The organism is Rhizobium sp. SVR5-9E (assembly GCF_056755095.1).
Map to the genome: position 1 here is coordinate 1 of NZ_JBNDHS010000438.1, position 269 is coordinate 269.

Annotated in this window: 1 pseudogene; it reads left to right on the top strand. The window is 55.8% G+C overall.

What is annotated here, in order from left to right:
• Nucleotides 1–45: 45 nt before the first annotated feature.
• Nucleotides 46–269, top strand: a pseudogene (locus ACPYOJ_RS35525) (transposase); the annotation flags it as partial.

Below are 269 nucleotides of genomic sequence, written 5' to 3' on the forward strand. Positions count from 1 at the left end.
TTTGGCAAGTGAGTTCTCTTTTATCCTGGTGGCAAGGAGAACTCGATGAAGAAGCGATTTACCGACGAGCAGATCATCCGCAACTTGCGGGAGGCCGAGAACCGGGACGAGCCGGTGAAGGATCGGTGCAAGCGCCACAACATCTAGGAACAGACGTTCTATCGTTGGCGCAACAAGTTGACTCGGCGGGGTCTCTCGCAACGCAAGGCATGTGGTTATCTGGGGTTGAGCTGCCGGGTGGCCACTTGTACGCTCAAGCAACCGGAGAA